General features: G+C 71.6%; 17 protein-coding genes and 1 pseudogene. 11 read left to right on the top strand and 7 right to left on the bottom strand.

The genetic code is table 11. The features are described 5' to 3' along the window. The 6 genes from EMA09_RS08140 to EMA09_RS08115 all read left to right on the top strand — a co-directional run bounded on the left by EMA09_RS08140 (position 1) and on the right by EMA09_RS08115 (position 10,305). On the top strand, positions 1-3,204 hold the full coding sequence (locus tag EMA09_RS08140; protein WP_129840311.1) for a type I restriction endonuclease: 3,204 nt from the start codon (positions 1-3) through the stop codon (positions 3,202-3,204). Positions 3,205-3,441: 237 nt separating this feature from the next. After that, complete coding sequence (locus tag EMA09_RS08135; protein ID WP_129840309.1) at positions 3,442-4,110, top strand: hypothetical protein; 669 nt, start codon at positions 3,442-3,444, stop codon at positions 4,108-4,110. 230 nt (positions 4,111-4,340) lie between these two features. Next, positions 4,341-5,930: a serine/threonine-protein kinase gene (locus tag EMA09_RS08130; protein ID WP_129840307.1), complete on the top strand. Its 1,590-nt coding sequence runs from the start codon at positions 4,341-4,343 to the stop codon at positions 5,928-5,930. Between the two features lie 1,242 nt (positions 5,931-7,172). Beyond that, positions 7,173-7,388: a PT domain-containing protein gene (locus EMA09_RS08125; protein ID WP_129840305.1), complete on the top strand. Its 216-nt coding sequence runs from the start codon at positions 7,173-7,175 to the stop codon at positions 7,386-7,388. A gap of 128 nt (positions 7,389-7,516) precedes the next feature. Further along, positions 7,517-8,911: a PrsW family glutamic-type intramembrane protease gene (locus EMA09_RS08120; RefSeq protein ID WP_168220667.1), complete on the top strand. Its 1,395-nt coding sequence runs from the start codon at positions 7,517-7,519 to the stop codon at positions 8,909-8,911. Positions 8,912-9,759: 848 nt separating this feature from the next. Beyond that, on the top strand, positions 9,760-10,305 hold the full coding sequence (locus EMA09_RS08115) for a hypothetical protein (protein ID WP_129840301.1): 546 nt from the start codon (positions 9,760-9,762) through the stop codon (positions 10,303-10,305). A 441-nt stretch (positions 10,306-10,746) separates the two neighbouring features. On the opposite strand, the gene EMA09_RS08110 is transcribed toward EMA09_RS08115, so the two are convergent. Both EMA09_RS08110 and EMA09_RS08105 read right to left on the bottom strand, forming a co-directional pair. Then, complete coding sequence (locus EMA09_RS08110) at positions 10,747-11,922, bottom strand: ATP-binding protein (RefSeq protein WP_129840299.1); 1,176 nt, start codon at positions 11,920-11,922, stop codon at positions 10,747-10,749. A gap of 298 nt (positions 11,923-12,220) precedes the next feature. Beyond that, the gene (locus tag EMA09_RS08105) at positions 12,221-12,604 is read right to left on the bottom strand and encodes a metalloregulator ArsR/SmtB family transcription factor (protein ID WP_129840297.1); all 384 of its coding nucleotides are present in this window, start codon (positions 12,602-12,604) and stop codon (positions 12,221-12,223) included. Positions 12,605-12,697: 93 nt separating this feature from the next. Between EMA09_RS08105 and EMA09_RS08100 the strand changes: the two genes are divergently transcribed. Then, positions 12,698-14,653: a heavy metal translocating P-type ATPase gene (locus tag EMA09_RS08100; RefSeq protein WP_129840295.1), complete on the top strand. Its 1,956-nt coding sequence runs from the start codon at positions 12,698-12,700 to the stop codon at positions 14,651-14,653. A gap of 72 nt (positions 14,654-14,725) precedes the next feature. On the opposite strand, the gene EMA09_RS08095 is transcribed toward EMA09_RS08100, so the two are convergent. Continuing rightward, entirely contained in the window at positions 14,726-15,967 is a 1,242-nt protein-coding gene (locus EMA09_RS08095; RefSeq protein WP_129840293.1) for a HAMP domain-containing sensor histidine kinase, read from the bottom strand. Further along, positions 15,964-16,619 (bottom strand): annotated as a pseudogene (locus EMA09_RS08090) (response regulator transcription factor). The gene EMA09_RS08095 and the pseudogene EMA09_RS08090 overlap by 4 nt, the downstream one beginning before the upstream one ends. Positions 16,620-16,873: 254 nt before the next feature. Here EMA09_RS08090 and EMA09_RS08085 point away from each other — a divergent pair. Beyond that, complete coding sequence (locus EMA09_RS08085; RefSeq protein ID WP_129840291.1) at positions 16,874-18,130, top strand: aspartyl protease family protein; 1,257 nt, start codon at positions 16,874-16,876, stop codon at positions 18,128-18,130. A gap of 58 nt (positions 18,131-18,188) precedes the next feature. Here the strand turns inward: EMA09_RS08085 and EMA09_RS08080 are convergent, their stop codons facing one another. Both EMA09_RS08080 and EMA09_RS08075 read right to left on the bottom strand, forming a co-directional pair. After that, positions 18,189-18,617 (bottom strand): DUF5980 family protein, encoded by a 429-nt coding sequence (locus EMA09_RS08080; RefSeq protein ID WP_129840289.1) that lies wholly within the window; start codon positions 18,615-18,617, stop codon positions 18,189-18,191. Positions 18,618-18,761: 144 nt separating this feature from the next. After that, positions 18,762-19,724 (bottom strand): helix-turn-helix domain-containing protein, encoded by a 963-nt coding sequence (locus EMA09_RS08075; protein ID WP_129840287.1) that lies wholly within the window; start codon positions 19,722-19,724, stop codon positions 18,762-18,764. Positions 19,725-19,826: 102 nt separating this feature from the next. On the opposite strand from EMA09_RS08075, the gene EMA09_RS28875 reads away from it, so the two are divergent. After that, complete coding sequence (locus EMA09_RS28875; RefSeq protein WP_240796639.1) at positions 19,827-21,023, top strand: saccharopine dehydrogenase NADP-binding domain-containing protein; 1,197 nt, start codon at positions 19,827-19,829, stop codon at positions 21,021-21,023. Between the two features lie 24 nt (positions 21,024-21,047). Here the strand turns inward: EMA09_RS28875 and EMA09_RS08060 are convergent, their stop codons facing one another. Then, positions 21,048-21,587 carry a GNAT family N-acetyltransferase gene (locus EMA09_RS08060; protein ID WP_129840285.1) on the bottom strand — a complete coding sequence of 180 codons (540 nt, stop codon included), beginning with the start codon at positions 21,585-21,587 and terminating at the stop codon, positions 21,048-21,050. Between the two features lie 306 nt (positions 21,588-21,893). Between EMA09_RS08060 and EMA09_RS08055 the strand changes: the two genes are divergently transcribed. Next, the gene (locus EMA09_RS08055; RefSeq protein ID WP_129840284.1) at positions 21,894-23,522 is read left to right on the top strand and encodes an MFS transporter; all 1,629 of its coding nucleotides are present in this window, start codon (positions 21,894-21,896) and stop codon (positions 23,520-23,522) included. 65 nt (positions 23,523-23,587) lie between these two features. Continuing rightward, positions 23,588-23,779, top strand: coding sequence for a hypothetical protein (locus EMA09_RS08050; RefSeq protein WP_129840282.1), 192 nt, complete (start codon positions 23,588-23,590; stop codon positions 23,777-23,779). Positions 23,780-23,868: the final 89 nt, after the last annotated feature.

Genomic DNA, 23,868 nt, shown 5'->3' with positions numbered 1-23,868 from the left:
ATGAGTCCCATCCACACGGAGTCCGCCTTCGGTGATGCCATCGTCGCCGCCATGGTCGAGCGTGGCTGGCGTGAAGCTCGCCCGCAGGACTACCGGGCCGATCTCGGTCTGGACACCAACGAGTTGTTCACCTTCATCGGGGCAACCCAGCCCGACGAGTGGAACGAGCTGCTCACTGTTTACGGCAGCGACCCGAACGAGGCGCAGCGCGGCTTCGCGACTCGCCTCGACCAGGCCATCGCCACCAACGGCCTCCTCGACGTCCTCCGCAACGGCGTCAAGGACCGGGGCGTCCTGCTCCGCGTCGCGTACTTCAAGCCGAACCTCGTCGCCCACGACTCCGTGCTGGACGGCTACCGCGCCAACCGCCTCACCGTCGTCCGCGAACTCGAATACGCGACCAAGCAGGCCGACTGGGGCAACCGGCTCGACCTCACCCTCTTCCTCAACGGCATCCCAGTCGCCACGGCCGAGTTGAAGAACCCGCTGACCAAGCAAGGGGTGGAGCAGGCCAAGGAGCAGTACCGCACCGACCGGGACCCCACCGAGCTGATCTTCACGCGTCGGGTCGTCGCGAACTTCGCCGTCGACCCGGACCTGGTCTTCGTCGCCACCCGGCTCAAAGGCAAGAACACCCGCTTCCTCCCGTTCAACACCGGCTCCAACGGTCCCGGTCAGCCGGGCGGCGCCGGAAACCCGATCCCGACCACGTACGGCACGTACGCCACCTCCTACCTCTGGGAGCAGGTCTGGCAGCCGGACAACTGGCTGGACCTGCTCCAGCGGTTCGTGCACCTGCACAAGAGCAAGACGCCCGGTGGCGGCACCACCAAAGCGATGGTCTTCCCCCGGTTCCACCAGTGGGACGCGGTCAAGAAGCTCACCGCGCACGCCGCAGCGCACGGCGCCGGCCACGACTACCTGGTCATGGCCTCGGCCGGCTCGGGCAAGTCGAACACCATCGGCTGGCTCGCGCACCGCCTCAGCGACCTGCACACCCCGACCGACCCGTCGGAGCTCGACGCCGAGGCCGTGGCCAAGGGCCTCAAGCCGGGCGTGCCGGTCTTCGACAAGGTCATCGTCATCACCGACCGCCGCAACCTGGACGCGCAGCTCCGGGAGACGGTCGGCAGCTTCGAGCAGACCGCGGGCCTCGTCGTGAAAATCGACGAGAAGCACGGGGCGAAGGGCGAGCAGCTCGCCAAGGCACTCTCCCGCGACACCGGGAAGATCGTCACCGTCACGCTGCACTCCTTCCCGGCGCTGCTCGACTACCTCCAGCGCAACCCCGTCGAGATCCAGGGCAGCCGCTTCGCGATCGTCGTGGACGAGGCGCACTCCTCGCAGTCCGGCGACGCCGCCACCGCCGTACGGTCCGCCCTGCGCGACCTCGGCCTGGACTCCGACTCGGACGACGCGGGCGCGACCACGGTCAAGGCCGAGGGCGAAGAGGCCACCCTCGACGAACAGCTGAAGAAGCGGGCCGAGCAGCGCTCCCGCGCCGCGAACCTCTCCTACTTCGCGTTCACCGCCACGCCGAAGGCCAAGACACTCGAACTCTTCGGCACGCTCCAGGACATCGACGGCAAGGCGACCTACCGGCCCTTCCACACGTACTCCATGCGGCAGGCGATCGAGGAGGGCTTCATCCTCGACCCGCTGCGCAACTACGTCACGTACAACACGTACTGGAAGCTGGTGAACCAGAACCCCGACGAGCGGGAGGTCGACCCGTCGAAGGCGAACAGCCTGCTCGCCCGGTACGCGCTGACCCATGACTCGACGGTCGCCCAGCACGCCCAGGTGATCGTGGAGCACTTCGTGGCGCACAGCCGGGGCCGACTCGGCGGGCGGGCCAAGTCGATGGTGGTGACCGCCTCGCGGCAGTCCGCCGTACAGATGGCGCGCGCCATCAAGAGCTACATCAAGGACCGCGACTACGACACCAAGTTCCCCGACCTCGGGGTCCTCGTCGCCTTCTCCGGCTCGCTCACCGTGGACGGCGAGGAGACCACCGAGCCGAAGGAGAACGGCGGGCTGTCGGAGAGCGCGCTGCCGAAGGCGTTCGCGTACACGCGCGCCGACGACAAGGCCGCCCGAGCCGGCGGTCCGGGCCAGCGCGAGTACAGAATCCTGGTCGTGGCGGAGAAGTACCAGACCGGCTTCGACCAGCCGCTCCTCACGACGATGTACGTCAACAAGTCACTGACCGGCATCTCCGCCGTCCAGACCCTGTCCCGGCTGAACCGGACCGCCGAGCGCAAGACCCAGGCCGACCTGGCGGTCCTCGACTTCGTCAACGACGCCGAGGACATACAGGAGTCCTTCCGCCCGTACTTCGAGGAGGCGAACACCCTCCCCTCCGACCCCAACCTGCTCTACACCGCGCAGAGCCGGGTCATGCAGGCAGCGATCCTGTCCGGGCAGGAGATGGACGAGTTCGCCGCCGCCTACTTCGCCGCCAAGGAGAAGGCGGCGGGCTCGCAGTCCAAGTGGGAGAAGCTGCACGCCGAGCTGTACCGGCTGCTCGCCCCGGCGGTCGCCCGCTTCACGCACCTGCTCGAAAGCGAGGACGAGGACGACCAGGAGACGGCGGAGGGGTTCCGCAGCGACCTCAACGACTACGTCAGGAAGTACGGCTTCCTCGCGCAGATCGTCCCCTACCAGGACGCAGAGCTGGAACGGCTGCACCTCTACGGCCGCTACCTCCTCAACCGGCTGCCGCGCCGCGCGGACGGCGGCGTGGACATTGGCGAGGTCGACCTCAGCCATCTGCGGGTGGAGAAGACCGGCGAGTACGACGTGTCCCTCACCCCCGAGGGGCCGGCGACGATGCAGGGCTTCGGCGACGGCTCGGGCGGCGGGAAGGAGGCGGAGAAGTCGCTGCTCTCCGAGTTGATCGAGAAGTTCAACGAACGGTTCGGCACCGAGTTCACCGAGCAGGACGTCATCCGCCCGTTCGAGGAGGCCAAGGCCGACCCGAAGGTGCGGGCGGCGGCCGTCGTCAACGACGAGGAGAACTTCGGCCTCGTCTTCGACAACGTCTTCGCGGACAAGATGGCCGACCACATCGACACCATCACGGGCATGGGCCGCCAGTACTTCGGCCCGGACAAGGGCTTCAAGTCCAGTCTGGACCGCAGCGCACGCAAGGCCGCCTGGCGGATGATCCGCCGTGAGGAGGGCCTGGACGACGACATCTGATGTGTACGCCCCGTTCGGAAGTGCCGACCGGGGCGACCTGCTGGAGCGGCGCGACGCTCCCTGGAGATATGCCAAGGCACCGGCCGCGGCCACTCTTGACCTGGCTCACCGCGAGAGCGACATCGTGAAAGTCAGGCTCTGGAACCGGCTTTGCTCACCACTGGATTTCCGCATACCAGACCATGAGCAGTTCACGTTGCCCTCTTCGTGAGGTGCGGCGGATCGGGAGGGGAAACAATGAGCCACGCAGGAGATGAGATCGAAGAGTCTCGGCTTCAGAAGACCGTCGAGAAGATCGCCATCACGCCAGAGGCGGCCACTGGACTCGTGGACGGGTACCGGGCGACTTTCAAGGCCAAGTTCAAGCGGGAGCCCGAGAGTCCGGAGGACAAGCGCCGGATCGCGGCCAAGATCATTGGCCGGTACTCCAAACTTTCGGCAGTCACCGGCGCGGTCACCGCAGCCCCGAGCGCGATCCCGGGGGTCGGAACGGCGGTCGCAGTCCTGGGCGGCGGTATCACCGATACCGCCGCGGCGCTCAAGCTCCAGATCGACATGTGCATGTGTCTGGTCGAGGTGTACGAGACCGAGCTGAGCGCCGAGGACAAGAAGCAACTGGCCTTCGTGCTCGCGCTGGCGGGCTCGGTGGAGCAGATGGCCGCGAAGGGCGGCAAGGCGGCAGTTCTGAAGATCGCCGAGAAGCTGGTCTACCAGTACCTGCGGGGGCCGGTCCTGGTCACGATCAAGCAGTTGTTCAAGCGAGTGTCGATCACCTTCACCCAGAAGGCGATGGCCAAGGCGATTCCCGCCGGCGTAGGTGTCGCCTTCAGCAGCTCGACCAACTACGTCCTGACGACGGTGGTGGGCAAGGTCGCCGTCGCCGTGCTGGCCAAGGATGTGAAGTAGCCACGAGGCTGCCGACCGCCGGGGCCGGCACCCGCGCATGGGCGGCCAGGCACGAGATCGGGGCGCGGTACGGCCTGCCGACCGGAGACCGACCAGGCTCCGCGCCCCCCTGCTCGTGGCCGACCGTCGCGATCAAATCCCTATCGCAGCAGGCTGCTGGACGGCAGATCGACACAGCGGTCACACTTGGCCCCTGACCGTAACCGTTCATCACGCATACCGGGGGCAAGGTGCCGCAGGAGGCGATCTCCGACCGTTACGAACTCCTGGAGGAGCTCAGCCACGGCGGCATGGGCGACGTGTGGCGCGGCTACGATGCCGTGCTCGACCGGCCCGTCGCCGTGAAGCTCATCCGGCAGGCGTCGGTCACCTCACCCCAATTGGCCGAGGAGTTCGCCAAGCGCTTCCGCCGCGAGGCCCGCATCACGGCGCGTATCCAGCACCCCGGCGTACCGCAGGTGTACGACGCGGTGCTCGACACGTCGTACGAGCGGTTGTTCCTGGTGATGGAACTCGTCGACGGTCTCCCCCTGACCGCCTACCTGTCCCCCGGCCGACCACTGCCGATCAGCTGGGCGGTCGCCGTCGCCGCGCAGGTCGCGACCGTACTGTCGCACGCGCATGAGGTCCCGGTGATCCACCGTGACCTCAAGCCGGGCAACATCCTCATCGCACGCGACGGCACAGTGAAGGTCCTCGACTTCGGCATCGCTGCGATCCTGCGCACCGACGTCACCAAACTGACCGCCACCGGCAGCCCCATCGGCACCCACCAGTACATGTCGCCCGAACAGGCCCGCGGCGGACGCATCACCCCGCAGACCGACCTGTACGCGCTGGGCTGCGTGCTGCACGAACTCCTCAGCGGTCGACTCGCTTTCGAGGCGGAGAGCGAGTACCTGCTGATGTACCAACACGTCAATGCCGCTCCCACCCCACTGAGACAGCTACGGCCCGACGTCCCGGAGGCGTTGGAGGAGCTGGTCCTGCACCTGCTGCGCAAGGCGCCCGAGGCGCGGCCCGCCGATACGCAGGAGGTGTACGCGCGGCTGCTGCCGTTCCTCCCGACGCCGGGCCAGGAGCCCGGCACGACCGACGCCGGGCCGGTCGGCGCACCCGACCCGACGGGCGTATTCCGTCGCCCGTTCGCGCCCCGCGCCCGTGCCCAGGGTCCCGCACCTGAAGGTCTGCCGCCCACGGCAGTCATTCCAGGAGCCCAGCCGGTGCCCGTTCCCGCCCAACTGCGCGAGGACATCAAGGAGGCGTACGCCCACTCCGACGCCCTGCTGGAAGAGGAGCGGTTCGCTCAGGCCGCCGAGGTGCTCGGCGAAATCATCGAACCCGCGGCCCTCGCTCTCGGCTCCGAGAGCAGGCCCGTGCTGGCGCTGCGTCGCCAGCGTGCGGCGATCCGCCTCCTCGGTGGCGACTATCGGGCCGCCCTGCCCGAGTTCGAAGCCCTCGCCGACGCCTACACCCGCATCTCCGGACCCACCGGCGAGCAGTCCCGCGCCTGCCGCGCCCAGGCAGCCCGGTGCCGCGCCGAACTGGGTCAGGTCACCGAGGCGCTCGCCGCGCTGCAGGGTGTGCTGAACGTCGTGCGGGCCGTCGACAGCGACGTGAGCGAGGAAGCGGTGGAGCTGCGGCACAACATCGGGGTGCTGCTGCTCGCCCAGGGCCGAGCCGCCGAAGCCCGGCAGGTGCTCGAACCGCTCCATCAGGACATGTGCATGGTGTTCGGCCCCAGCGACGAAGTGACCGTCGAAATCGCCGAGGCACTGGCCCTGATCCGCCTGGACCTCGACGGTGACGCTGCCGGGTAACCCGCTCGTACGCCTCGCAGACTCGGCTGAAGTCAATGAAGCAGGCCAAGGACCCGCACATCCGCACCATCCACATCGTCCGGGGGACCCGCGACGACCGCCTTCGAATCGCTGACCGCCGGCTTCCCGATTCTTCAGGCGTTCTCGTGGCGTCCGGCCATCAGCCTGGAAGAGCCATGACGACCCTGGTTTCCGGCCCTGCCGCGTGAGCGGCAGAGCCAGGTTCGTTGTGTGGCGATGAGTGAGTGGGTTGGTGAGACGGTGGGGCCGGATGTGTGGGAGACCTGCCAGGGGCTGATCTCGGTAAGGGGTGTGTTCGCGTTCCAGCCCTTGGGGCGACCAGGCCACCGGCCCCGGTGACTACTCCGAATGGGAGGTCCGCGAGGCCGAGAGGCATCTTGGGGTCGACGCGGTTCGGCTTTGAGTTCCCGGGCTCTGAGAGGTCCCAGCCGGCGTAGAGGATGCTGCCCGCGACCATCGGCGCGGTGGCAAACGCCGAGGGGCGGGGTGAGTGACTAAGTGAGTGACAACGGGCATGGAGCGTCGCGGACGGTGGTGGATGCCGGGGGATGGTTCGTGCAGGTCAGTGGGCCGATGTGGGCTGCTCTGGCGGGGGCTGGATTGCATGGCTGCAAGAGGTCAGGAGTTCAATTCTCCTTAACTCCACAGGTCAGAGGCCCCCTCCCGCAAGGGAGGGGGCCTCTGTGTGACTGAAGCCCTTTGTCTCGGACCCCGAGCGTCCGATATGCGGCTTTCGGGTGTCAATCGTGGAACTGTCCGCCGCGTCTCCTCGCCGCCCGAATCGTCGGCTTCGGTGACAATGTTGATGGCGCCATGACAGTGCTCGTCCGTTCCTGGCGGTCTCTTGTCCCGACGCCGGCAGACGGTCTTCAGGTGCGCAACTCCCTTCGTTATGCTGTGCGTTCGCTTGACGGAGGTAGTGCCGTGGTTCATACAGGCAGCGGTGGGGGCGGTTCTCACGTGCCCGGCGAACACCCGGGTCCGTCGGTGTCTCCCTGGCCCCCGACGCCGGGGCAGCCCCCGGCGGAGCCGATGGCAGGGCTGGACGGAGCCGAGCGGCCGAGTCCATTGCCTGAGCGGCCTGGGTACGAACGGCGACCACACGTACGCTTCTTCGCCATCTACGGCCTGCTCGTCGGAACCGTGTCGACGTGTGTCGCACTGCTCTTCGCGCTGGTGATCGATACCGAACCAGACCTGAACGGCTTACCCGACACGCCCGTGCCATCAGCCTGGCCCTCGGGGATTCCGACCGACATCCCCACGGACTTTCCCACCGGCTTCCCCACGGACTACCTGACGGGCTTCCCCACCGGCTTCCCCACGGACTACCTGACGGACCTCCCGACCATCGACCCGTCGATCTTCTCCGATCTCCCGACGGGCGAGTGGACGCTGCCGAGCGACAGCCTCGGCGGGTTCTCGGGGGCACCGTGACCGTGCATGCGAGCCCGTCGTCCCTGTCGCCCCCGCCGCAGTGGCCGCCACCCGGCGCGCCCCCCATGCCCGCCACGGCCCCGCACCGGGACACCCGTGCCCGGGCTGTGCTGCTCATCCTTGTGCTGATGCACGTGGTGGTGGGCGTCCAGATGCTGATCGACCTGAACCGCCCCGAGCTGACGCTGCTGAACGACGGGGCGTTCAGCGTGATCGACCAGGTCCGCGCCGGGCCGCTCGGCAGATTGATGGTCTACGGCTTCCCGGCCTGCTGGTCGGCCGCCGCCCTGGTGGGCCTCGTCGCCCTGGTGGCCTCCGGGCGCTCCGGGAGGCTCGTCAAGGGCTGCCAGATCGGTGTCGGCGTGTTGCTGCTGCTGCCGTTCGCGGCCGTCGCGGTGGCGGTCACCAACATCTTCGTCTCGCCCGGCCTCACCACTCTGGTGCTCCTGGGGTGTCTGCCGAGCACTGTGCTCGGAGTCCTGGCCGTCCACGGGGCGCAGCGGTACCGCAGGATGCCGTTGTGGATGCCGCTGGCGGCCTTCGGTGGCGGGCTGGTGATGGGCGGCGGCTTCGGGGCCACGATGGGCACCTGGCTCGGTTCGTACCTCTACAACTACCTGTGGACGCCCGAGATGGGGGCCTTACAGCTGGACCACACCGTGCAGACCGCGGTGTACGTCGGCGCCGGAGTGTTCGAGGAACCGGGCAAGGGCGCGGCCATCGCGGTGCTGTTCCTCCTCTTCCGCCGCCACTTCGACGGCGTGGTCTCCGGGGTCGTGATCGGGGCCGCGACCGGGCTCGGCTTCAACTACATGGAAAGCGTCCTGTACATCACCTCCGGCGACGGCGTCTACGGCAACCTTCAGTACTGGTTGCGGCAGTCTCTGGGCCTCATGGCCGCGCACACGGCGTTCGCCGCGGCGACCGGCGCCGGCTTCGGCATAGCGCGCCAGCTCCGGACGCCCGGCGCACGCCGGGCGGTCATCGCCTGCGGCCTCCTGGCCGCCATGGGCACCCACGCGACCAACAACCTGTTGCTGCGCTACATCCAGCACGCAGTGCCCGACTGGTTCCCCGACGCGAGCGACGCGGTCTGGGTGCTGGTGGTGTTCCCCATCGCGATCCTCCTGCTTCAGGGGCCGTTGCTGGTGCTCTACCTGTTGCTGTTGCGGCGCGGGCTGCGCGGTCAGGCTGCCGGGCTCGCGGTCGAGTTGTCCGCCGAGGCGGCGCGTGGCCACGGCGCGGTCCTGTGGGCCGAGCTGCCGGTGTTGCTCAACCCGGCGCGCCGGTTTCGGGTCAAGGTCGACGCGCTGCGGCGCGGCGGGGGGTTGCGTGCCTACCGTCGCCTGGCCCGGCTGCACGCCGCCCAGTTCGAGCTCGGCATGCACCAATGGCACGCCTCCCGCGGCGAGGTCGACCCCTACGACACGCGCGACGAGGCGCGGCTGCGCGAGCGCGTGCTGCGGCTCAAGGCGGAGGGCGCGATGCTGCTCCTCGGGCCGCATGCCGGGGTGGCGTCGTGAGGCGCCGCGCCGTCGCCGCGCTGGCGAAGCTCGCGACCGTGGCCTGCTGGACTGCGGTGCCGCTGCTGCTGGGCGCCGGCCACGCCGAGGCTGCCTGCGGCGGGCTCACCTACGCGGAGCGGCATCAGGCCCCACGCGCCGACGACGGGGACGACCTCGCCGAACTCCTCGAGGACTCGTCCGACCCGGGGTGTCACTCCTCGGCGCCCTGGGTCGGCGCCGCCGGTCTGGGCGGTGCCGCCGGCCTCGGCTGGGCCGGCTGGGCCCTGTACAACTACTGGGCCGGTGGCCGCCCTTCGGCCATGGTCATCCCGCCGATCCCGCAGCCCCAGGGTGCCGGCGCCTCCCCGCCGATGCCGCCCCCGGCCCCTCCGCCGGCGCCGCCCGCCGCGGCCGAACCACCGCCGGAGCCCGGCCGCCCGGCCGGCCAGGGCATACCGCCGATCCTGCAGCCCCGGGGTGCCGGCACCTCACCAGCGCTGCGATCCTCGCCGCCCGCCGCGGCCGAACCACCGCCGAAGCCTGGCGGCCGACCCGGCCAGGGCACCCGGCCGGCCCCACAACCCCAGGGTGCCGGCACCTCCCCGCCAAAACCGCCCCCACCACCTCCGACGGCGCCGCCCGCCGCAGCCGAACCGCCACCGGAACCCGGCCGCCGACCCGGCCAGGGCATACCGCCGACCCCGCAGCTCCAGGGTGCCGGCGCCTCCCCGCCGATACCGCCCCCAGCGCCACCGCCCGCACCGCCCGCCGTATACGACGCTTCGGGCCGGACCGACACCCAACTCCAGCAGGATCTGACCCCGGCACCACGCCCCGGGGAAACCCGGGCGGATGCCGCCGCCCGCGTGGACGCGGCGCAATCCGAGATCGAACTCCGTGAGGCAGTGGCGATCTACGATGCGCTCCCCGACCTGCCTCCCCGCCTCAACGTCGCCGAGAACGACGCGACATACGCGGCGAACAACGCGCACACGACGGATCGCCACGGCCCCGCCATCCCCCTGCGCGGCAGGAACACGGGAACGATCACGATCGAGGGGAGGATCTACGGAGATCCCCCGTGGCGCGGTGCCGAGAACCGGTCGTTTCGCTGGATCAGCGAATCAGTCATGAATCGCACCATCAATGACCACATCAGGGACAACTGGGATGACATACGCTCCGAACTCGCCCTGAGTGACAGGAACACCTACAGAAAAACCTTCGACGCGGAACACCTGGTGGGTGAGGGGTTCTACAACGAGGGCATGTACCGACCGGGCCACCCTCGCGTCGCGCGCTACGTCCAAGCAAGTGAGGTCACCATTACACTCAGACTGATCCCGGGCACGCCGCCTCACTTCTTCCTTCTGACCGCCTTCCCCACCTTCACGTCACCGGCCGAACAATGAGTGTTCCAGACAGACTCCGTGCGAAGTTCAACCAACCATCGCAACCTCCGCTTGAGCGGGTACGCGAGTTCCTCGGCATCTACGCCGAGGATTCCGTGAGTCTCGACGAGGTCCGCGCTCTCGTCGAGCAGACCGCCCGACTCAAGACCACGGGACTGCGGCGAGACGCGCAGGCCATCGACGACCTCCTCAACGACCCGCCCCCGAGGGCGTCCTCGCCAGGCTGGTCGCCTGGGATGCGAACTGGGTACTCGAGGACGAGGCGTCCGACGAGGTGGCAGCCCAGTGGCTGCGCGGCCTGGCGGACATGATTCGCCGGGTCATCGGCGAACACGAGGCCGGCTGAGCCCAGCACCGTGTCGGCGGGGGAACAGGCCGCTCTCCTCGCCACCCGCCTCACCGCGCAGGTACGGGGGTGCGGCGCCGCACGTGCGATGGGGCTCACGGGTGGCCGTTTCCCGGCTCCGGCGGAAGCTGGGGGAAGCCGATCCCCATGTCAAGGCCACCGGCGGGCAGCGGGGTGATGTCCAGACGGGCATCGTGGGCTGCCGCGATGGCGGCGACGATGGACAGGCCCACGCCCCATCCGTCCTGCCCTTGCAGCCGGGTGGCGTGGAGTCTTTGGAACGGTTGCAGGAGCGAGGCGACCTGTGCGGGAGGGATCACCGGTCCGCTGTTGCGCACGCGCAGTGTCGGCCGCCCGGCGTGTACGCCCGTCCGGACGGTGACCCAGCCGTCCTCGGCGTTGTGGCGCATGGCGTTGTCCACCACGTTCGCCAGCAGCCGTTCCACGAGGGCCGGATCGCCCGAGACCGGCGCCGGGCTCAGCTCGGCCTCGACGCGTGGCCCGGCGGCGTCGGGCCGGGTGGCGGCCAGGAACGTGCCGGCCAGCACGGCCAAGTCCAACTCGGTGCGGCGCTCGATGCCGCGTTGACTGCGGGCCAGGGTGAGCAGTGCCTCGATGAGTTCGCCTTGCTGCCGGTTGCTGTCCAACACCCGCCGGCACGCGTCCCTCAGGTCCGTGACGCTTGCCTCCTGATCGGCGAGTGCGATCTCCAGCACGCTTCGTTCGAACGTGAGCGGAGTGCGCAACTCGTGCGAGGCGTTGGCCACGAACCGGCGTTGAGCCTCGAAGGCGTCCTCCAGGTGGGCCAGCAGCCCGTCGAAGGTGTCGGCCAGTTCCTTGACCTCGTCGGCGGGCCCACACGCGTCCAACCGCTGGTGCAGGTCGCGAGCCGAGATCGACCGCACCGTGACCGCCATCGTGTGCAGTGGGCGCAGCACGCGCCCGGCCATGAGCCAGCCAAGGCCGATCGACACGAAGGTCATCCACGCCAGCGCGATCCCGGACGCCACGAGCAACTGCTGCAGGTCCGAGGCGCGTTGACGGCCCAGGTCGTCGTCGAGCGGCACCTGCGGCTCGGCGACCCCACTGTTCGACGGCACCAGCTCGGGCGGCGCCGGCGGTTCGACTCCGGCCCAGGGAGGGGTGTGGGCCACCAGCAGGTACGTCACGGTGAGCAACAGCACGCCAGTGGCCAGGAAGAGGGTGCCGTACAGCGCCGTCAGGCGGAGCCGGACAGTCCACCGGAAGCGGGGCGCGACCGGCCGGGGCATCCGCGTCAGATCCGGTAACCGGCGGACGGCGGTGTCGATCCGTTCTCCAGCGACTACCGGGAGGCCGCCGAGGTCTGCGCCTCTGAACTGCCGGCGGACAGTGTCCTGCCCGCCGTGCCCCGACCGGCCGAACCTGCCGCTCCCGGGATCCAGCTCCCGGCCGACGGCAACGCCCTGACACCGCCCGAGCGGCCCGCCTTGCCGAGCTGAGCCGGGATCGGGTAACCGCTGGAACGCGGGATCCCGCCCGATCGATCCGATCGGGCGGGATCCCCGTCAACCACCGGCGGGCGCGCCGTCAACCCTTGAGGCCGTCAAGACGTGCGGGGTGCGGGGTGTCGCGGATTCCCAGGCGGAGGTGTTCGACGTGGAAGAGGGCCTGGTCGAGGAGTTCGGCGACGTGGTTGTCGTGCAGGGCGTAGACGATGGAGCGGCCGTCGCGTTCGCCGGTGATCAGTCCGAGGTTGCGCAGCAGGCGGAGTTGGTGGGAGCAGGCCGAGGCTTCCATGCCGACGGCTGCCGCCAGGTCGCCGGCGGCGCAGGGGCCTTCCTGGAGCCGGGCCAGGATGCGGAGCCGGGAGGGTGTGGCGAGCGCCTGCAGGGTGGCGGCGACGTCGGCCGCGCCGACGGCGTCGAGGCGTTCGCGCGTGGTGGCTGCTCTGTCGTCCGCTCCGTGGCCCATGGGCCCATCCTACTCCCGACACTTGAAGACTTGTTCAACCATTCCTTATGGTGGTGGGGTCATCGCCGTCCGCCCGTGAGGGGTTGTTCCGTCATGTCCTCCTTCGTGGATCAGCGGCCCGCGCCGGTGAAGCGGCGTACGCGTGTCCTGGCGCTGCCGGAGGCCCGGTGGGCGCTGGCCGCGCTGGTGCTCTTCCTGATCGCCCTCCCCCTGGATCTCGCGGGCGCTCCGGTCTGGTCGACGGCCCCGCTGTACGCGGCCGTCTACGTCACGGGCGGCTGGGAGCCGGGGTGGGAGGGGTGCAGAGCGCTGAAGGACAGGACGCTGGACGTGGACCTGCTGATGGTCGTCGCGGCGCTCGGCGCGGCCGCTGTCGGGCAGGTCCTCGACGGCGCACTGCTGATCGTCATCTTCGCGACGTCCGGCGCGCTGGAGGCCGTGGCGACCGCGCGGACCGCCGATTCGGTACGCGGGCTGCTCGATCTCGCGCCGGCCACCGCGACCCGGCTCCTGCCCGGCGGCGGGGAGGAGAGCGTCCCGGCCGACTCGCTCGCGGTGGGCGACACGGTCCTGGTACGGCCGGGGGAGCGGGTGGGCGCCGACGGCCGGGTCATCGGCGGGGGCAGCGACGTCGACCAGGCCACCATCACCGGCGAGCCGCTGCCGGTGGCGAAGCAGCCGGGGGACGAGGTCTTCGCCGGTACCGTCAACGGCACGGGTGCTCTGCGGGTCCGTGTCGAGCGGGATCCGGCGGACTCGGTGATCGCCCGGATCGTGCAGATGGTCGAGGAGGCCTCCCGGACCAAGGCCCCCACGCAGCTGTTCATCGAGAAGGTGGAGCAGCGGTACTCGATCGGCATGGTCATCGCCACGCTGGCCGTCTTCGCCGTCCCGCTCGCCCTCGGCTCCCCCCTTCAGCCGGCCCTGCTCCGCGCGATGACCTTCATGATCGTCGCCTCGCCGTGCGCGGTGGTGCTGTCCACGATGCCGCCGCTGCTGTCCGCCATCGCCAACGCCGGCCGCCACGGCGTGCTGGTGAAGTCGGCGGTCGTCATGGAACGTCTGGGCCAGGTCGACACCGTCGCGCTGGACAAGACCGGCACCCTGACCGAAGGCACGCCGAGCGTCACCGACATCCGTCCCGAGCCCGCCTCCGGCCTGGACGAGGACGGTCTGCTGGCACTCGCGGCATCGGCCGAACACCCCAGCGAGCACCCCCTCGCCCGCGCCATCGTCCGGGCCGCCGGCGACCGGGGTCTCGTCCTCACGGCGGCGGCCGGTTTCACGTCCGCCCCCGGCACCGGCGTCACCGCCACCGTCGGCGGCCGCACCGTCCAGGTCGGCTCCCCGGCCCGCCTGACCCTCACCGGCGGCCCGGACACCGAACGCGCGGTGCGGGCACTCGAGGACGCGGGCCGCACCGCCGTCATCGTCCTGCGCGACGGGCACCCGGTCGGGACGCTGGGCATCGCCGACCGGCTCCGCGCGGACGCGAGGGCCACGGTGGCCGCCCTCACCGGAGTGACGGGACATCCGCCGGTCCTGCTGACCGGCGACAACGCACGCGCCGCCCGCCACCTGGCCGCCGAGGTCGGCATCACCGACGTCCGCTCGGGGCTGCTGCCGCAGGACAAGGTGGCCGCCGTCCACGCGTGGGAGGCCGGGGAACGCCGGGTGCTCGTGGTCGGCGACGGCGTGAACGACGCCCCCGCCCTGGCCGCCGCGCACACGGGCATCGCGATGGGCAGGGCCGGCTCCGACCTCGCGCTGGAGACCGCCGACGCCGTCATCGTCCGGGACGAACTCGCCACCATTCCCGCGACCGTGACCCTCGCCCGCACCGCCCGCCGCCTCGTCGTGCAGAACCTGGTCATCGCCGGCGTCTTCATCGGCGCGCTGGTGGCATGGGACCTGATCGCCACCCTCCCGCTCCCGCTGGGCGTCGCCGGCCACGAAGGCTCCACCGTCATCGTCGGCCTCAACGGCCTGCGCCTGCTGCGCGAGCGCGCCTGGACCGGGAACGGCCGCCCCGGCAGGAACACCGTGTGAACAAGGCCGGCCCCGGCCGCCCCCAGGTGCTCGCAGCTGTTGCCTCCCCGTCTCAGGGGCGATGGGGACCGGTCACGATCGGATCGGTCGGGGAACCGCCCACGGCGCCGGGAGTGACACGGTGACGGTGAGGCCGCCGCCCGGGCGGGGCCCGGCGGCGACCGTTCCGCCGTGCGCGGTGGCCACGGAGCGGACGATCGACAGCCCGAGGCCCGCTCCCCGGTCGGTCACGAGCCGGTCGGCGGCGTGCCGGCGGAACGGTTCGAACAGGGCCGGGATCTCGTCGGCCGGCACGGGTGGTCCGGTGTTCTCGACGACCAGCTCCGCCCGGTCACCCTCGGTGCGGCTGGTCACCCGGACCCAGCCGCCCGGCTCCGTGTTGTGCCGGACGGCGTTCTCGATCAGGTTGTGCACCAGCCGTTCGAGCAGCAGCGCGTCGCCGGTGGTCGGGGCCTCGGCTGCGTCCTCCCGCACCGTGACGCCGGCCGCCCCGGCCTCGGCCGCGGTCTGCTCGATCACATGGCCGACCAGGTCGGCGAGGTCGACGGGGAACCGGGTGCCGAGCCCGTGATCGGACTTCGCGAGCAGCAGCAGCCCGCTGATCAGTTGCTCCTGCCGGGAGTTGATCTCCAGCAGCCGCGTGCCGAGCGCTTGGACGTCGGGCGACGCCGACCGGCGGTGCATGGCGACCTCGACCAGCGAACGTCCCAGCGTCAGCGGGGTGCGCAGCTCGTGGGAGGCGTTGGCGACGAAGCGGCGCTGTCCGTGGAAGGACTGGTCGAGTCGCTCCACCATCGTGTCGAAGGTGTCGGCGAGTTCCTTGACGTCGTCGTCCGGGCCCCGCAGGTGGATGCGTTCGGCCAGGCCCGCCCCGCTGCCCGGCGCGGCCGCGATCCGCCGGGCGGTGTCGGTGACTTGGTGCAGGGGCGCCAGGACCCGGCCGGTGACCAGCCAGCCGAAGCCGGCCGCCACCGTCGCGACCGCGCCCAGCGCGATGGCGCCCTGGGTGAGCATGGACGTGGTGGTCGCGTCCCGCAGCGCGGCCGCCTGCTCGTCCACCCACCGATCGGCGTCCGCCCCGGTGAGCAGGTCGCCGTTGCTGGTCACCACGTAGAGCTGCCGGGACTGCCCGCTGCCGGAGGTGACCGACTCGGCCTGCTGGGCCTGGCCGGGATCGGCGGTGAGGGTCTTCGGGCCGGTGCGGTCGATCTGCCGGCCGAGCAGCAGGTACGTGACCGCGAGCAGCGCCAGCCCGGCGACCAGGAACAGCCCTCCGGAGATGAGGGTCAGCCGGACCCGCAGTGTGAGCCTCATGCGATGCGGTAGCCGACGCCCGTGACGGTCTCCACGACCGGTGGGTCGCCGAGCTTGCGGCGCAGCTTCAGCACCGTCAGCCGGACGACCCCGGTGAACGGATCGACGTGCTCGTCCCATGCCTTCTCCAGCAGGAATTCGGTGGAGAGCACGGCGCCGTCGGCGCGCAGCAGCTCGGCCAGGACCGCGAACTCCTTCTTCGACAGCGGGACGTACCGGCCCTCGCGGAACACCTGGCGGCGTGCCGGGTCGAGCGTGATGCCGCAGCGGCGCAGCACCGGCGGGGCGGCCGGCCGGCACCGCCGGCCCAACGAGTGATGCGGGCGGACAGTTCGGGGAACGCGAACGGCTTGGTGAGATAGTCGTCGGCGCCGATCCGCAGGCCGTCGACCCGGTCGGTGACCTCGGCCGCCGCGGTGAGCATCAGCACCCTGGTGGCCACGGCCGAATCGACCAGGGAGCGGCACACCTCGTCGCCGTGCACCACCGGCAGGTCCCGGTCGAGCACCACGACGTCGTAGGCGTGGACGGCCAGGCGCTCCAGAGCCGCCGCCCCGTCGAGCGCGATGTCGACCGCGTGCGCCTCCTCGCGCAGCCATTCCGCGATGGCATCGGCCAGCAGCGGCTCGTCCTCGACCACAAGCACCCGCATGACCGCATGATCGCCGACCACCTGTTTCCTCCGCGTTAGCGGGGGCGCAAACAGCGGGGAAACCGCTCATCGCGTTGCATCGCCTCCCGGGCCGGCACGACGGACGGACGCCGGCCCGGGAGGCGATGCTCCGTGACGCGCCCGGCGGTGGGACGCGCCACGGCTCCCCCACGTGCGATGCCTGCCCTCGCGCGGTCGCCCTCCCCCCAGCGCACGGCGGACGCCCGCCGCACGACCCGAAGGAGCACAGCGAGATGACACCCCCCACAAGCCGTCGGGCGTTCCTGCAGCGGGCCGGGACGGCCGTCGCGGTGGGCGCCGCGCTTCCCCTGGTGGGCGGCACGGCGCGCGCCGCGGACGCGGGCGCGGACCCGGACCGGCTGTTCACGGAAGGCAGGTTCGCCGAGGCCGAGCGCGCCTACCGCGATCTCCTGCGCCAGGACTCCGGCAACGCGCACGCCACCTCACGGGTCGGCTACCTCGCGCTGCTGTCCCACCGGTTCCGCGACGCGGAGAGGTATCTGTCCGCGGCCCTGACCCTCGCGCCCGACGACACCGAGACGCGGAGACTGCTCGCGGACTGCTACGCGCGCCAGGACAAGTTCGGCCGCGCGGCGGAGCTGCTGCGGGGCACCGGACCCGTCGGCGAAGCCACGGCGGCCCAGTACGACGGCCTGACCGGCACCCCGTACGACATCCGTGGCGCGTCGGTGACCCGTGTGCCCTTCGCCGGTCTCGATCCGCTGCCGCACATCGAGGCCACGGTGCCGGGCAGCGCTCCCGGCACCTTCGTGCTGGACACCGGGGGGACGTTCTTCTTCTCGACGCAGATGGCCGAGCAGGCCGGTCTCCGGGCGCTGTCGAGCAGCACCGGCGCCGCCGCCGGCCAGGCCATCACGATGTACCACGGGGTGCTCGACTCCTTCCGCATCGGGGACGTCGAGCTGCGCAACGTGCCGGTCGACTGGTTCGACTGGGGCGGCCTCGGGGGCGTGCCGCTGCCCGGCGGCGCGACGCCGGCGGGCGTCATCGGCACCTCGGTCTTCCGGCACTTCCGCACCACGCTCGACTACGCGAACCAGGAACTCGTCCTGCGGCGGAAGTCGAGCGCGCTCCCTCCCGCTGCGCGGCGCGGCACCCGGCTGCCGCTGTGGCTGGCCGGCCACATGCCCTGCACGCTGGGAAGCGTCAACGACTACGGCCCGCGCGTGGTGTCCATGGACACCGGGTTCATGAACTCGGGCTTCGCCACGACCGTCGCGAACGCCGAACGGGCCGGCATCGCCCTCGACTACGAGAACCCGATCCAGGGCGGACTCGGCACGGCGTACGCGATCGTCGCGGACCGCGTCGGCCTGGGACGCGCGGTGGGCGAGGGCATTCGCGGCTTCGCCGACGAGACCTCCCCGTTCGACTTCCCGTTCGACACGCTCGGCAACGTCACGCACGAGTTCTTCAAGCCGTTCACGCTTACGCTCGACTACGCCGACATGTCCGTCCGCATCGCCTGACGGGGCGCCGCGGGAAGCCCCCTCCCCGGTGGGAGGGGGCTTCCGTGCGCGCGGATGATCAGTAGCAGTCGTACTGGTAGGAGATCACCACCGGGATGGTCTGGGTCTCCGTGCCGTCGGAGGCCCACAGTTCGGCGATGTAGTCGCCGGCCGGTGCGGGGGCGAGCGAGACGGGCACCATGCCGATGTACTCGTGGTCGTCCGGGTCCCACTCCGAGGGGTGGACCATGCCGCCGCTGCTGGACGAGCCGGGCGGCAGGTTCCTGACCCCGGTCTCGATCACGGTCGACCAGGTGCCGTGGATCGGGGTGAGGAAGTAGGCGCCGGGCCAGGAGCTCTCGGGCGGGAGGCACAGCCGCTGGGGGTAACCCGGGTAGTCCACGAGGGTCCAGGTGGCCGCCGACGCGGGGGTCGCGCCGAACAGGGCGAGCGCGGATGTCGCGGCCAGACCGGCGAGTATCCCGGCCGCGCGACGGGGTGATCTCATCACTACCTCCTGATGGGGGCACGAGGAGGCGCCGGTGCGTCGTCGGCGCGACTCCTCCGGCTGAGAGGCCACTGACGAGTCTCCTCCGCCGGACAGCCCGCGTACAGAGGGTGGTTGAAGATTGATCCGCCCGCGTCCCGGCGGTCACGGCGCCGGCGCGTCCACGGTGTGTGTGCTGCGGAAGGTGCGCCGGTACGTGTCCGGCGGTACGCCGACGGTCCGGTTGAAGTGGCGGCGCAGGGTCGTCGCGGTGCCCATGCCGGTGGCCGCGGCGATGGCGTCCACACTGTCGCCGGTGGTCTCCAGCAGCTCCTGGGCGCGCCGGATCCGCTGGGTCAGCAGCCACTGCAGCGGCGTCGTGCCGGTGGCCGACCTGAAGTGGCGGGTCAGGTGGCGCGAGCTCATGTTCGCCCGGCGGGCCAGGTCCTCCACGGTCAGCGCGCGGTCGAGCCGTCCGAGCGCCCAGGGGATGACTCCCGCGAGCGGGTTGTCGTCCCTGGCGGGCACCGGGGTGGTGACGAACTGCGCCTGGCCGCCGGCCCGGTGCGGCGGGACGACGAGACGGCGGGCGACCGTGTTGGCGACCGCGGAGCCCCGGTCGAGGCGGACCAGGTGCAGGCACAGGTCCATCGCGGCGGCCTTGCCGGCGGACGTGAGCACGCTGCCGCCGTCCACGTACAGCACGTCCGGGTCGACCGTCACCCGGGGGTGGCGGGCGGCCAGGGCGTCGGTGTGCGCCCAGTGCGTCGTCGCGCGCCGGCCGTCCAGCAGGCCCGCGGCGGCCAGCACGAACGCACCCGTGCACAGCGACGCCACCCGCGCCCCCGCGTCGTGCGCCGCGCGCACCGCGTCGACCAGGTCGGCGGGCGGGGCCGCGTCGACATCGGCCCACCCGGGGACGATCACGGTGTCGGCGTGCCGCAGCCGGTCGAGTCCGCCGTCGGGCTCCAGCCGGAACCGGCCGAACGGGACGGTGCCGGGACCGCAGAGGACGACGTCGTACCACGGCCCCGGCACGGCGGCCGGCGCGGCACCGAACACCTCGTACGCCATGGCCAGTTCGAAGTGCAGCATGCCGTCGGTGACGGCCAGCGCGACGGTGGTCATGTCCGGAAGTGTACGGGGCGTGTCGTTCCGGACGCTCGTGGCGGCGGGGCGTTCCCGGCCAGGATGGCCGTGGTCGATCGTTCGGAGCGGCGGGAGGAAACGATGGGTTCGGGGCACACGGTCACGGTGTTCGGCGCGTACGGGCACACCGGGCGGTTCGTGGTGGCGGAGCTCCTGGCGAGGGGGTTCGAACCGGTCCTCGCCGGGCGGGACGCGGACAGGCTGCGGACGCTGGCGGCCGACCGCCCGGGGCTCGCCGTCCGCCCGGCGACGGTGGACGACCCGGCGTCGCTCGACCGCGCGCTGGCCGGCGCGGCAGCCGTGATCAACTGCGCGGGACCGTTCGCCACGACGGCCGGGCCGGTGATCGGGGCGGCGCTGCGCGCGGGGCTCCCGTACGTGGACGTGGCGGCCGAGATCGAGGCCAACCTCGACACGTTCGCGCACTTCGCGGAGCGCGCATCCGCCGCCGGCGTCGCGCTGGTCCCCGCGATGGCCTTCTACGGCGGCCTCGGCGACCTGCTGGTCACGGCCGCCATGGACGGGTGGACGGCGGCCGACGAAGCGCACGTCGCGTACGGGCTGAGCAGTTGGCACCCGACGCCCGGGACCCTCGCGGCGGGCGCCGTGTCGCGGCGGCGGCGGGACGGCCGGCGCGTCCGCTTCACCGGCGGACGGCTGGAGTACCGCGACGACGCCGCGCCGACCCTGGCGTGGACCTTCCCCGAGCCGCTGGGGAAGCGGTCCGTGATCGGGGAGTTCAGCATGGCCGACGTCGTCACCGTGCCGAGCCACCTCGCCGTCCCCGAGGTGCGCACCTACATGACGGTCGAGGCGGCCGGCGACCTAGAGTCTGTCCGGCGGGTCTTGCCTGTCTCGCGACGCCGGCCACGGCACCTCGCTGCGTTGCCGTATCGCGCGAATACGACGGGTATGAGCTGCGATCCGGCGCCTTGCGATGCACCGCGTCCGACGCCGCGAGCCGCGCCAAGACCCGCCGGACAGACCCTAGCTGCCCCCGGCGCGCGGGCGCCGGAGGCGGTCGACGAACGCGGCCGGTCCGCGCAGACCTTCGTCGTGGACGCCGTCGTGCGCCGCGGCGGCGAGGAGCGGCGCGCGGTGGCGAGCGGCCGGGACATCTACGCGGTCAGCGCGCCGCTCGCGGTCGAGGCGGTCGCCCGCATCCTGACGGGACGGACGAGGACGGCCGGCGTCGCCTCCGCCGGCGCGATGTTCGACGCCCCCGACTTCCTGCGCGCCCTGTCCGAGCACATCTCGCTCGAACTGCACGCCGGCTGAGATCACGTACTCCGGCGCGCTCGACTACCGCCGGGCGTCGGCCGGGAGCCGGTAGAGCACGCTGCGGCGCAGCGGCCCCTCGGGCACGGTCGGGTCGTCGAAGTCGTCGGCCGGGTCACGGGTCATGCCGAGGCGGCGCATCACCGCCTGCGAACGCAGGTTGCCGGCCGCCGTCACCGCGAGGATCTCCGCGAGGCCGAGCTGCTCGAAGCCGAGGGCCACGGCGGCCCTCGCGGCCTCGGTGGCGTAGCCGTGCCCCCACGCCGAACGGGCCAGGCGCCAGCCGGTCTCGACGCCCGTGAACGGCATGCCGTCCTCCACCGGGTCGAGGCCGGCGACGCCGATGAACTCACCGGTCTCCACGACCTCCAGCGCCCACCACCCCCAGCCCCGCCGGTCGAGGTCGGCCTGCCAGCGGGTCACCCTCGCCTCGCTCTGCTCCCGTGTGAGCACGTCGGGGAAGTACGCGCGGACCTCGGGATCGGCGTTGAGGTCCGCCCACGGGGCGAGGTCGGAGTCACGCCAGCCGCGGAGCAGGAGGCGTTCGGTACGCAGTTCGAACATCCTGCCAAGCTTAGGGCCTGTCCGGCGGGTCCTGCCTGTCTCGCGACGCCGGCCACGGCACCTCGCTGCGTTGCCGCATCGCGCGAATACGACGGGTATGAGCTGCGATCCGGCGCCTTGCGATGCACCGCGTCCGACGCCGCGAGCCGCGCCAGGACCCGCCGGACAGACCCCAACGCCCCCGCGACCACCGAGCGATCGATTTCGTACAGCTTTGTTTGCGTCCTCAACGGCATCACGCGCCCCAGTGGGCAGGTATACGGTCCGGAACGGTCATCCGTCGTGCAGAGCAGCCCGGAGGACGCCATGTCGACCACGGCTTCGAACGTCCCGCCCCGGCACGCCGCCGCCACCGTCGTACTGGCGTGCCTCGGGGTCTTCGCCTCCTACCTGCCGGTCGTCGGCGTCTCGGTCGCCCTGCCCGTCCTGCACGAGGCCCTGGACACCGGCACCGCCGGCCTCCAGTGGATCAGCGACGCCTTCATCCTCCCCACCGCCGCCCTGCTCCTGACCTGCGGCATGGTCGGCGACCTGTACGGGCGCAAGAAGGTCTACCTGGCGGGTCTCGCGTTCCTCTGCGCGGGCTCCGCCGTCTGCCTCACCGCCGCCGGCGTCGTCCAGGTGTGCGTCGGGCAGGCGCTCACCGGCGCCGGGACGGCCGCCCTGCTGCCGTCCACCCTCGGGCTGATCGGCCACGTGTGCCAGGACCCGCGCGCCCGCGCCCGCGCGATCGCCGTGTGGACCGCGTCCCTCGGCCTCGGTCTCGCGCTCGGCCCGATCGTCACCGGCGTGATCGTCGAACACGCCGGCTGGCGCTGGATGTTCCTGCCGCCGCTGGTGGCCGCCGCCCTCACCGCGGCCGCCGGCGTCCCGCTGCTCACCGACTCCCGCGCGCGGCGCGAGCGGCACCTCGACATCCCGGGACAGCTCCTCGCCGTCGTCACGATCACCGCGGCCGTGTTCGCCGTCATCGAGGGCGGCGCGGACGGCTGGGGCTCCGTCCGCGCCGTGACCGGGTTCGCCGTGGCGGCCCTGGCCCTGCCGGCCTTCGTGCTCATGGAACTCCGCTCGCCCTGCCCCATGCTGGACATGCGCCTGTTCCGCTCGCCGTCGTTCACCGGGGCCGCGGTCGTCATGGGCGTCACCCTGTTCGCCCAGGTCGGCCTGGTCTACTCGCTGAGCCTGTACTTCGGGCTGGTGCACCACGCCTCGACGCTCGACATCGGCGTCAGGCTGCTGGCCGTCAACGGCTTCACGGTCGTCCTCGGTCCCGTCGTGGGCCGGCTCATGAACCGGACGTCCCCCGGCCTGCTGCTGGTCGCCGGACTGTCCGCCGGCGGCGTCGGCGCCCTGGGCGTCACCCTGTTCGACGCCTCGACCGGGACGTGGACCGCCGTCCCGGTGATCGCGCTGTTCGGCATCGGCATCGCGCTGGCCATCGCCCCCATCACGACGATCACCATGGACAGCCTCCCGCACCGGCTGGCGGGGACGGCGGGCGCCGCCAACAGCGCGCTGCGCCAGCTCGGCAGCGCCCTCGGCCCGGCCGTGTTCGGCGTCGTCCTGGCCGGCCGCACCCTGGACGTGCTGCCCGGCCACCTCGCCGCCGGCGGCCTCACCGCAGGCGACCAGGGCACCGCGCTCGGCGTCGTGACGCACGCCGGGATCGAGGCCGGCGGTCACCTGCGGCTGGGGACGGCCGACGCCACGGCCGCGTACCGGGCGGCATACGGGGCGAGCTTCACCGACGCGCTCGGGACCTGCGCCGTCATCGGCGGAACGGGCATGCTGGCCGCCGCCGTCACCGCCGCCGTGCTGATCGGGGTGCGCGGGCGGCGGGTCCACGAGCAGGCCGCCGCGCCCCGGCCCCCGGAGCCTGTCCGGGCAGGCACCAGCCAACAGGGGGTAACCGCCGCACGGACATCCGGTGACTGAACGGGGCGCCCGCGGGCGAGTCTTGTGACGAGGCGTCCGTTCCCCGGACGCGACAGGAGGTCACCATGCGCCGCGTCATCGCTTCGACGGCCACCGCGTTCCTGCTCGCCCTCGGCCTGCTGGGCGCGAGCGCCGGCACCGCCCAGGCGGCCGTGCACGAGGACCAGTGCCGTGACGGCGGAGGCTACCCGGGCTGGGTCGGCGGCACCTACATGTGCGTCGGCGGCACGTGGAACGGCCACCCGATCTACGTGTGAGCCGTCGCCACCACGGCGCGGCTCTCCGGCCGGGCACATCTCCGGCGTGCCGCGCACGGGACCCCGCGCGATCCTGCCGACCCATCTCC

Source organism: Streptomyces sp. RFCAC02, from assembly GCF_004193175.1.
GTDB lineage: Bacteria > Actinomycetota > Actinomycetes > Streptomycetales > Streptomycetaceae > Streptomyces.
Note: the sequence above shows the minus strand (reverse complement) of the source record. Positions and strands in the feature narration are given on the sequence as shown.

What these genes read in the sequence shown, in the direction of transcription:
- EMA09_RS08140 (WP_129840311.1), top strand. Translation starts at nt 1, where the DNA reads ATGAGTCCCATCCACACGGAGTCCGCCTTCGGTGATGCCATCGTCGCC.
- EMA09_RS08135 (WP_129840309.1), top strand. Translation starts at nt 3,442, where the DNA reads ATGAGCCACGCAGGAGATGAGATCGAAGAGTCTCGGCTTCAGAAGACC.
- EMA09_RS08120 (WP_168220667.1), top strand. Translation starts at nt 7,517, where the DNA reads ATGCACGTGGTGGTGGGCGTCCAGATGCTGATCGACCTGAACCGCCCC.
- EMA09_RS08110 (WP_129840299.1), bottom strand. Translation starts at nt 11,922, where the DNA reads ATGCCCCGGCCGGTCGCGCCCCGCTTCCGGTGGACTGTCCGGCTCCGC.
- EMA09_RS08105 (WP_129840297.1), bottom strand. Translation starts at nt 12,604, where the DNA reads ATGGGCCACGGAGCGGACGACAGAGCAGCCACCACGCGCGAACGCCTC.
- EMA09_RS08100 (WP_129840295.1), top strand. Translation starts at nt 12,698, where the DNA reads ATGTCCTCCTTCGTGGATCAGCGGCCCGCGCCGGTGAAGCGGCGTACG.
- EMA09_RS08095 (WP_129840293.1), bottom strand. Translation starts at nt 15,967, where the DNA reads ATGAGGCTCACACTGCGGGTCCGGCTGACCCTCATCTCCGGAGGGCTG.
- EMA09_RS08085 (WP_129840291.1), top strand. Translation starts at nt 16,874, where the DNA reads ATGACACCCCCCACAAGCCGTCGGGCGTTCCTGCAGCGGGCCGGGACG.
- EMA09_RS08080 (WP_129840289.1), bottom strand. Translation starts at nt 18,617, where the DNA reads ATGAGATCACCCCGTCGCGCGGCCGGGATACTCGCCGGTCTGGCCGCG.
- EMA09_RS08075 (WP_129840287.1), bottom strand. Translation starts at nt 19,724, where the DNA reads ATGACCACCGTCGCGCTGGCCGTCACCGACGGCATGCTGCACTTCGAA.
- EMA09_RS28875 (WP_240796639.1), top strand. Translation starts at nt 19,827, where the DNA reads ATGGGTTCGGGGCACACGGTCACGGTGTTCGGCGCGTACGGGCACACC.
- EMA09_RS08060 (WP_129840285.1), bottom strand. Translation starts at nt 21,587, where the DNA reads ATGTTCGAACTGCGTACCGAACGCCTCCTGCTCCGCGGCTGGCGTGAC.
- EMA09_RS08055 (WP_129840284.1), top strand. Translation starts at nt 21,894, where the DNA reads ATGTCGACCACGGCTTCGAACGTCCCGCCCCGGCACGCCGCCGCCACC.
- EMA09_RS08050 (WP_129840282.1), top strand. Translation starts at nt 23,588, where the DNA reads ATGCGCCGCGTCATCGCTTCGACGGCCACCGCGTTCCTGCTCGCCCTC.